The sequence below is a fragment of the Streptomyces sp. genome, assembly GCF_035563135.1.
GTDB lineage: Bacteria > Actinomycetota > Actinomycetes > Streptomycetales > Streptomycetaceae > Streptomyces.
Map to the genome: position 1 here is coordinate 1 of NZ_DATMVN010000207.1, position 7,511 is coordinate 7,511.

Annotated in this window: 7 protein-coding genes and 1 pseudogene; 3 read left to right on the plus strand and 5 right to left on the minus strand. The window is 72.8% G+C overall.

Annotated features, from left to right (window positions below):
* The 3 genes from VN520_RS09035 to VN520_RS09045 all read right to left on the minus strand — a co-directional run.
* A partial coding sequence (locus VN520_RS09035) for an MFS transporter (RefSeq protein WP_325746337.1) occupies positions 1 to 699 on the minus strand: 699 nt, incomplete at its 3' end.
* 46 nt (positions 700 to 745) lie between these two features.
* Complete coding sequence (locus VN520_RS09040) at positions 746 to 1,519, minus strand: glycerophosphodiester phosphodiesterase family protein (RefSeq protein ID WP_325746338.1); 774 nt, start codon at positions 1,517 to 1,519, stop codon at positions 746 to 748.
* Positions 1,516 to 2,184, minus strand: coding sequence for a hypothetical protein (locus tag VN520_RS09045; RefSeq protein ID WP_325746339.1), 669 nt, complete (start codon positions 2,182 to 2,184; stop codon positions 1,516 to 1,518). Before VN520_RS09045 ends, VN520_RS09040 begins: the two co-directional genes overlap by 4 nt.
* 101 nt (positions 2,185 to 2,285) lie before the next feature.
* Here VN520_RS09045 and VN520_RS09050 point away from each other — a divergent pair, with 101 nt between their 5' ends.
* Positions 2,286 to 3,785 carry a PLP-dependent aminotransferase family protein gene (locus VN520_RS09050; protein WP_325746340.1) on the plus strand — a complete coding sequence of 500 codons (1,500 nt, stop codon included), beginning with the start codon at positions 2,286 to 2,288 and terminating at the stop codon, positions 3,783 to 3,785.
* A gap of 11 nt (positions 3,786 to 3,796) precedes the next feature.
* Here the strand turns inward: VN520_RS09050 and VN520_RS09055 are convergent, their stop codons facing one another.
* Both VN520_RS09055 and VN520_RS09060 read right to left on the minus strand, forming a co-directional pair.
* Positions 3,797 to 5,428: a hypothetical protein gene (locus VN520_RS09055; protein ID WP_325746341.1), complete on the minus strand. Its 1,632-nt coding sequence runs from the start codon at positions 5,426 to 5,428 to the stop codon at positions 3,797 to 3,799.
* A 37-nt stretch (positions 5,429 to 5,465) separates the two neighbouring features.
* Positions 5,466 to 5,660 carry a hypothetical protein gene (locus VN520_RS09060; RefSeq protein ID WP_033304229.1) on the minus strand — a complete coding sequence of 65 codons (195 nt, stop codon included), beginning with the start codon at positions 5,658 to 5,660 and terminating at the stop codon, positions 5,466 to 5,468.
* Between the two features lie 326 nt (positions 5,661 to 5,986).
* Between VN520_RS09060 and VN520_RS09065 the strand changes: the two genes are divergently transcribed.
* Positions 5,987 to 6,379: an ankyrin repeat domain-containing protein gene (locus tag VN520_RS09065; RefSeq protein ID WP_325746342.1), complete on the plus strand. Its 393-nt coding sequence runs from the start codon at positions 5,987 to 5,989 to the stop codon at positions 6,377 to 6,379.
* 242 nt (positions 6,380 to 6,621) lie between these two features.
* Positions 6,622 to 7,511: pseudogene (locus VN520_RS09070) on the plus strand (HEAT repeat domain-containing protein); the annotation flags it as partial.

Below are 7,511 nucleotides of genomic sequence, written 5' to 3' on the forward strand. Positions count from 1 at the left end.
CACCCGGCGGTCGCGCAGCCGCCGCAGCGGTACGAGGGCGAAGGCGCCCCACCACACGCCGGCCGACGCGATGCAGATCCGGACCGCGTCGGACTCGGACAGCCCGAAGGAGTCGTGGCCCGTGTAGAGGACCAGATTCAGGACGAGGACGAACGCGCCCGAGGTGTACCCGAAGGCCCAGCCGCGCGAGGAGACCGCGTCACGCTCCTCCGGGGTGGCGATCTGGGGCAGGTACGCGTTGTACAGGGCCATCGACACGGAGATCGACGCGTTCGCCACGATGAGCAGGAAGGCTCCCAGCAGATAGCGGTGGCCTTCCAGGAGGAACATGCAGGCCGTCGCCGTCGCGCCCGTGTACGCGGCCGCCGCGAGCAGGGGCTTCTTCCGCCCCGTGCGATCCGCCGCCGCGCCCACGACCGGCATGACGATCACCGCCACGACGATGGACACCGACACGGCGTACGCGAAGAGCGATCCTGCCCGCACGGGTATGCCCAGCGGATGCACGAACCCGTCCGCGTCGGCGGCCGCCTTGGCTATGGACGTCAGATAGGGGCCGAGGAAGACGGTGAGGACACTGGTGGAGTACACGGAACACGCGAAGTCGTAGAAGTACCAGCCGTGTTGCTCTCTCCTGCGCCCGGCGGCCCCGGCCGGCCCCCCGGCCGGATCCGCCGTTCCTGCGGTACCGGTGCTCACGCCGCGCCCCCTCGTTCGTCCCGTGCGGACGCGGCAGGCCCCGGCGTCAGGCCCAGGCCCCCCGCTCGCTCAGCACCGTGCGCAGCGTCTCGATGTGATCGGTCATGATGCCATCCACCCCGAGATCCAGGAGCGCCGCCATCCTTTCCGGTTCGTTGACCGTCCAGACGTGGACCTGGAGGCCGCGGGCGTGCGCCGTGCGCACGAACCTCCGGTCGACGACACGGACGCCGTTCTGGCTCTCCGGGACCTGCGCGCAGACCGCGCCCGCCCGGAGCGCGGCCGGGATGCCGTACGAGCGGAGCCTCAGGCCGAGCACGCCGCGCACCCCGTAGGAGGTGGCCAGACGCGGGCCCGCGAGGCGGTGGGCCCTGGCCACCCGCGCCTCCGAGAACGACCCCACGCACACCCGGTCCCAGGCGCCGGTCCTGCGGATCAGTCCGACGAGCGGGGCGAGGGCGGGTTCCGCCTTGATGTCCACGTTCCAGCGGGCCTCCGGGAACTCCTCCAGCAGCTCCTCGAAGAGCGGCAGCGGTTCGCTGCCCGCCACCTTCGCCCGGCGCACCTCGCTCCAGGGCAGTCCGGCTATCCGTCCCCGGGAGTCCGTCACCCGGTCCAGGGTCGGATCGTGGAAGGCGACCAGACGCCCGTCCGCCGTGGCGTGCACGTCGGTCTCGAAGTAGCGGTAGCCGGCGTCCGCCGCACGCCGGAACGCGGCTGCGGTGTTCTCCATGCCGTCCGCCGCTCCGCCGCGGTGGGCGAAGGCAATCGTCGAAGGGTGGTCCAGATAGGGGTGGCGCCCCGAAGTCGCTGCGGTCACCGCGGAAGTATCGCCTCTCGCGGTGTCGGCCCGGCAACGGGCGAAGTGCGGGCGCCCGGCGCGGGGAGGTCGAAGAGGCGGAGGAAGAACTGGGCGAGCGGGCCGATGGCCAGGGCGTACAGGACGGTGCCGGCTCCCAGCGAACCGCCGAGGAGGAAGCCGGTCACGACCACGGCCACCTCGATCGCCGTACGCACCAGCCTGATGGAGCCGCCGGTGAGGAGGTTCAGGCCCGTCATCAGGCCGTCGCGCGGCCCCGGGCCGAAGCGCGCGGAGATGTACAGGCCCGTGGCGACGCCGTTGAGCACGATGCCCGCGGCCATGAGCGGGATCTGTGCCCCGAGGCCGTGCACGGCCGGGACGAGGGCCAGGGTGGCGTCCATCGCGATACCGACGGCGAAGACGTTGGAGACGGTGCCGAGTCCGGGGCGCTGCCTGAGCGGGATCCACAGGAGCAGGACGACCGCTCCGACGACGATCGAGACGACCCCGATGGAGAGGCCGGTCCGCGCCGCGAGCCCCTGGTGGAGCACCCCCCACGGTTCGAGCCCGAGCCCGGCGCGGACCAGGAGCGCCGAGCTCGCCCCGTAGAGGGCCAGACCCGCGTACAGCTGGGTCAGCCGCCGGGTGAGCCGGGTGCCGCTCCGGTCGGTGAAGTCGGACAAGTGGTGCCCCCTAGGTGGTGATGGTGGACTGCGTCATGTCACTCTGTGGCAGGGGATCGGCCTCCAACTATGGCCAATCCGAGGAAGGTGGACTGATTTTGATGGCGCAGTGGACTTCGACCGTCGGTGCGGCACAGCTCGCCCGCCAACTCCAGGGGCAGCAGGCGCGCCCCCCGGCGCCCGGCTCCCGTAAGCCGCCCGCCTACCGCGCCCTCGCCGACGGTGTGCGCCTGCTCGTCCTGGAAGGCCGGGTCCCGGTCGCCGCGCGGCTCCCCGCCGAGCGGGAGCTCGCGCTCGCCATGTCCCTCAGCCGGACCACCGTCACCGCCGCGTACGAGGCGCTGCGGACGGAGGGGTTCCTGGAGTCGCGCCGCGGAGCCGGCAGCTGGACCACGGTCCCGGCGGGCAACCCGCTGCCCGCCCGGGGCCTCGAACCGCTGCCGCCGGAGTCGCTCGGCTCGATGATCGATCTGGGGTGCGCCTCGCTGTCCGCCCCGGAGCCGTGGCTGACCCGGGCCGTCCAGGGGGCGCTGGAGGAACTGCCGCCGTACGCCCACACGCATGGTGACTACCCGGCCGGACTCCCCGCCCTGCGACAGATGATCGCGGACCGCTACACCGGGCACGGCGTCCCCACGATGCCCGAGCAGATCATGGTCACCACGGGGGCGATGGGCGCCATCGACGCCATCTGCCATCTCTTCGCCGGGCGCGGCGAGCGCATCGCCGTGGAGTCCCCGAGCTACGCCAACATCCTCCAGCTGATGCGGGAGGCGGGCGCCAGGCTGGTGCCCGTGGCGATGGAGGAGGGCCTCGGCGGCTGGGACATGAACCGCTGGCGGCAGGTCCTGCGGGACGCGGCGCCGAGGCTGGCCTATGTGGTCGCCGACTTCCACAACCCCACCGGGGCGCTGGCCGACGAACAGCAGCGCCGCGCCCTTGTCGAGGCCGCCCGGTCGGCGGGCACGGTCCTGGTGGTCGACGAGACCATGCACGAGCTGCACCTCGACGCGGATGTCGGGATGCCCCGGAGGGTCTGTACGTTCGATCCGGCGGGCAGCACCGTCCTGACCGTCGGCTCCGCGAGCAAGGCGTTCTGGGCCGGCATGCGGATCGGCTGGGTGCGGGCGGCGCCGGACGTCATCCGCAGCCTGGTGGCGGCGCGGGCCTACGCCGACATGGGGACGCCGGTGCTGGAGCAGCTCGCCATCAACTGGCTGCTGCGGACCGGAGGCTGGGAGCAGGCCGTCGCGGTCCGGCGCGGGCAGGCCCGTGAGAACAGGGACGATCTGGTGCGGGCGCTGCGCCGGGAGCTCCCGGCGTGGGAGTTCGAGGTGCCGCACGGCGGACTCACCCTCTGGGTGCGCACCGGCGGCCTTTCCGGCTCCCGGCTCGCCGTGGCCGGCGAGCGGGTGGGTGTCCGAGTCCCGTCGGGACCCCGGTTCGGGGTCGACGGGGCTTTCGAGGGCTATGTGCGGCTGCCCTTCACCGTGGGCGGCCCCCTGGCGGACGAGGCGGCGCTGCGGCTCGCCGCGGCCGCCGGGCTGGTCTCTTCCGGGGCGGGCGCGGGAGCCGAGGCGCCCAGGACCTTCGTGGCCTGAGGCGCCCGGTCTCACCCCTCCGCGACTGCGGGCGTCTTGACCAGCTGGTCCGTGCGCACGGACACGGGCCCGAACGCGTCGGCGGCCTCCGGGGCGGCTTCCGGCGCCTTCACCGGCGCGGTCTGCTCCACCGGTGGCGCACCGCCGGGGAGCAGGTCGAGCACCGCCTGCCGGTGCGCCTCGCTCGTGGCCTCGTCGCAGGGGTCGGGGGTGGCCGGTACCTGCAGCCGCAGGACGGGCCCGCTGCCCAGCCGGGCGTAGCCGCGGCCCGGCGGGACGTCGGGGACGGGCGTGGTGTGCGGCTGGACACCCAGGACCGCCTCCACCTGCTCGGGGTCCGCGGGCCCGAGGACGGCGCGCGCCCTGGTGTGGGTCCGTACGGTCTCGTCGAGGTCGTCAAGACTGTCGAACTGGTCCGCGACGACCACTGTCACCCCTGCGGCGCGGCCGTGCCGCAGGGGCACCCGGAGAAGCTCCTGCGGGTCCTGCCTGCCGTCGGCGGCCGCCAGATGTCCCAGCGCGCTCGGACGGTCCAGCAGGATCCACAGGGGGCGCTTGGTGTCCTCGGGCTCGGGGTGCCCGGCCTGGCGGGCCCGGTCGGCGGCGATGAGGCGCCGCTCGGTCTCGTGCGCCGCCCATTCGAGTGTCGCGAGGGCCCCGCCCAGGCCGCACTCCACGGCCAGTACGCCGTCCCGGCCGGTCAGGAAGCCGTACTCACCGGCGCCGCCGCCCTCCACGACGAGGACGTCACCGTGCTGGAGGGCCTGCAGGGCGAGTGAGCGCATCAGGGTCGTGGCGCCGGCGCCGGGGTGCCCGGCGATCAGCAGGTGGGGTTCCGTCGAACGGGCGCCGGTGCGCCAGATCACCGGAGCGGCGTCCCGCGTCCCGTCACCGTCCTGGACCGGAACGGTGCGCCGGACCGCGTCGGCGTCCGTGAATCCGAGCACGGTCTCGCCGGGCGCGGTGACGAAGCGCTGGGCGGCGATGGTGGCGGGGAGCGCGGCGAGCACGGTCATGAGGAGGTGATTGTTCTCCTCGTCCCAGGTGAAGCGGTATTCGCGGCCCCGGCCCGACTTGGCGTGGAGCACCTGCTCGACGCGGGTGCGTGAGGCAGGGTCGCCGTCGGTGAAGTACGCCGGATAGTTCACCTGCAGCCGGGTGAGGCGGCCGTTGCCGTCGAAGGCGTACGAGGTGCCGAAGGCACCCTCCCAGTCGCCGCCGTGGGAGAACAGCGGGCTGGGGTCCTCGGGCACGGAGAAGTGCGGCACGAGCGCCTCGTACAGCGCCTGGAGCCGCGCGGCCCCCGTCTCGTCGGGGCCGGTCCTCGCGGGGGTCCGGTCGCGTCCCCGCCACGCGGCAGCGCCCATCACCGAGACGAGGGCCAGCAGGGGCCCGTAGGGGATGAGCGCCACCGCCAGTACGCAGGCCGCGACGAGGAACAGCACGTGTCCGCGCCGGTCCTTGGGCGTCGCGGCCCATCTCTGCCGCCCTGCTCCCGCCAGCACCCGCAGACCGCGGGTGACCGTGATCAGCGGATGGAGGACGTCGGTGGCGTTGCCGGCGGCCGTGCGTGCGATCTCGCGGCTGCGGGTGATCGAAGCGCTGCCGCGCCTGAGGATGCGGGGGAGCGGTCGCCGGGCCACATCGGTCTCCTGAAGAAGTGGGAGCTGTGTCGGAGCGTCAGAACTTGATCCCGCCCAGCATGCCGGCGAGGCTCGCCCCGCCTGCTGTGATGCTCGGAGCAATGGCTGTGCCGGCCAGGTAGAAGCCGAACAGAGCGCAGATGAGGGCGTGGGACGCCTTGAGCCCGTCCTTCTTGAAGAACAGGAAGACGATGATGCCGAGCAGTACCACGCCCGAGATGGAGAGGATCATGAGCGGTTCTCCTGGTTGAGGGGGGCAGTCACCATGAGTACTTCCAGAATCACAAGATGTACCTATACGATAAAAGGTGCAACTGGGTGAATACTGTCTGTTCCCGCTCGGACGAGGGGCGGAGAGCGCCTGTCCGGGAGCCCCGCCGGCCGTGCAGGCCCCCGCCCCGACGGGAAGTGGGGCCTGCGCCGTGATCTTCCGCCGTTTCCGGGCAGGCTGACGGCCGTCCGGGAGCAGTACTCTGTCGATTCACCCGTACGGCCTTCCCGCCGTACTCCTCACCAGGTCGGCGACGGCGACAACGGCAATGGAAGGCGGTCCGCCCGATGAGCGAAATCCCTGATCCCGAGGTGGTCGAGCTGGCGGGCAAGGTCTTCGACCTGGCCCGCCGGGGCGAGAGTGACGCGCTGGCCGCCTACGTCGACGCCGGCGTCCCCGCCGACCTCACCAACGACCGGGGCGACTCCCTGCTCATGCTCGCCGCGTACCACGGACACGCCTCCGCCGTCGTCGCGCTCGCGGACCGCGGCGCCGACCCCGGCCGGGCCAACGACCGGGGGCAGACACCGCTGGCCGGGGCCGTGTTCAAGGGTGAGCGCGAAGTGATCGACGCGCTGCTCGCCGCAGGGGCCGATCCGGCCGCCGGAACCCCCTCCGCCGTGGACACCGCACGCATGTTCGGCAAGGACGACCTGCTGGAACTCTTCGGTGCGCGCTGAGACGCCGTACCGGCCGCCGGCCGGTCGATGCGCCGTAAATGTGGTCGCGTCGGCGAAATGGCTGGGACATCATGACGTCGCGGGCCCGTTCCGGGCCACCGACGAGAGGCAGAGGAAGATGAGCACCAGGCAGAAGACAGCGGTCGGCCGATCATGTTGCTGCGCGGCCTAGGGGATCCGACCCCGGCACATGGAACAGCACAGTCCCGGTTGCGTCGACAGCTTGATGTGAGGCTTTCTTCATGTTCGATCCGTTCATAGCGCCGAGCGGCACCCTGCTCGGCCTGTTGCAGAGGGGCCGCGGCGACGGCACGCTCCACGCGCTCGCCGCCCCCCGCCCCGAGGCCCTCGCGGCTCTCAACCACTGCGTCCTGAGCGATCCGCGTCACGACTGGCAGATCGAGAACCGCTCCCTCTACTACGCGCGCCTCTACCTCGATCTCGACGGGGGCACCGAGGAGATCGAGCGGCACCTCTGGGATCCCGAGGACCACCTCGACACCGACGACTCCCGCACGGGCCTCGCGCTCGCCGTGCTCGGACACCTCGCCTCCTACGGACGCAGCGACGCCCTCGCGCTCCTGCGCCGGTACGCCGCGACCGGGGCCAACTGGGCCTGGGCACTCGACGAGCTGGCCCTGCGCGACGACGACGCCGGGTTGCGTTCCCTCGCCGGGGCGGTGCTGGCCCGCTTCCCCGCGACCGCGGAGGGCACCGCCGAGCTGGCCGCCGCCGTACGGGACGCCTTCGAGCCCCGCCCCTGGCGGCTCTGGGCCGACGACCCGCGCGCAGCGGTCGGTGCCCGGATCAGGGCGGCGACGGAGCAGGGTTCCTTCGACCGGTGGCAGCGGCAGATGAGGCCGGGCGGACCACGCCCCGGGTGGAGCGTCCAGGCCGTCTTCGATTGGGCCCAGCAAGGACTGGAACGCGGCAGTGTGCTCCACGTCCCCGCGGCCCGCTGCCTCTCCGCCGTCGCGGCGGCCGAGGACCGCCCTCTGATCGTCGAGGCCGCCCGCAGCGGGCCCGAAGGCGCGCGCTGTGCCGCACTGCACTACCTGGCCGAGGCCCAGGACCCCGCCGTGCTCGACCTGATCGAGCAGGCCGCCGCCGGCCCTTCCCGCACCGTCGCCGA

Coding starts and splice junctions, on each gene's coding strand:
- VN520_RS09065 (WP_325746342.1), top strand. CDS start 5,987: ATGAGCGAAATCCCTGATCCCGAGGTGGTCGAGCTGGCGGGCAAGGTC.
- VN520_RS09060 (WP_033304229.1), bottom strand. CDS start 5,660: ATGATCCTCTCCATCTCGGGCGTGGTACTGCTCGGCATCATCGTCTTC.
- VN520_RS09050 (WP_325746340.1), top strand. CDS start 2,286: ATGGCGCAGTGGACTTCGACCGTCGGTGCGGCACAGCTCGCCCGCCAA.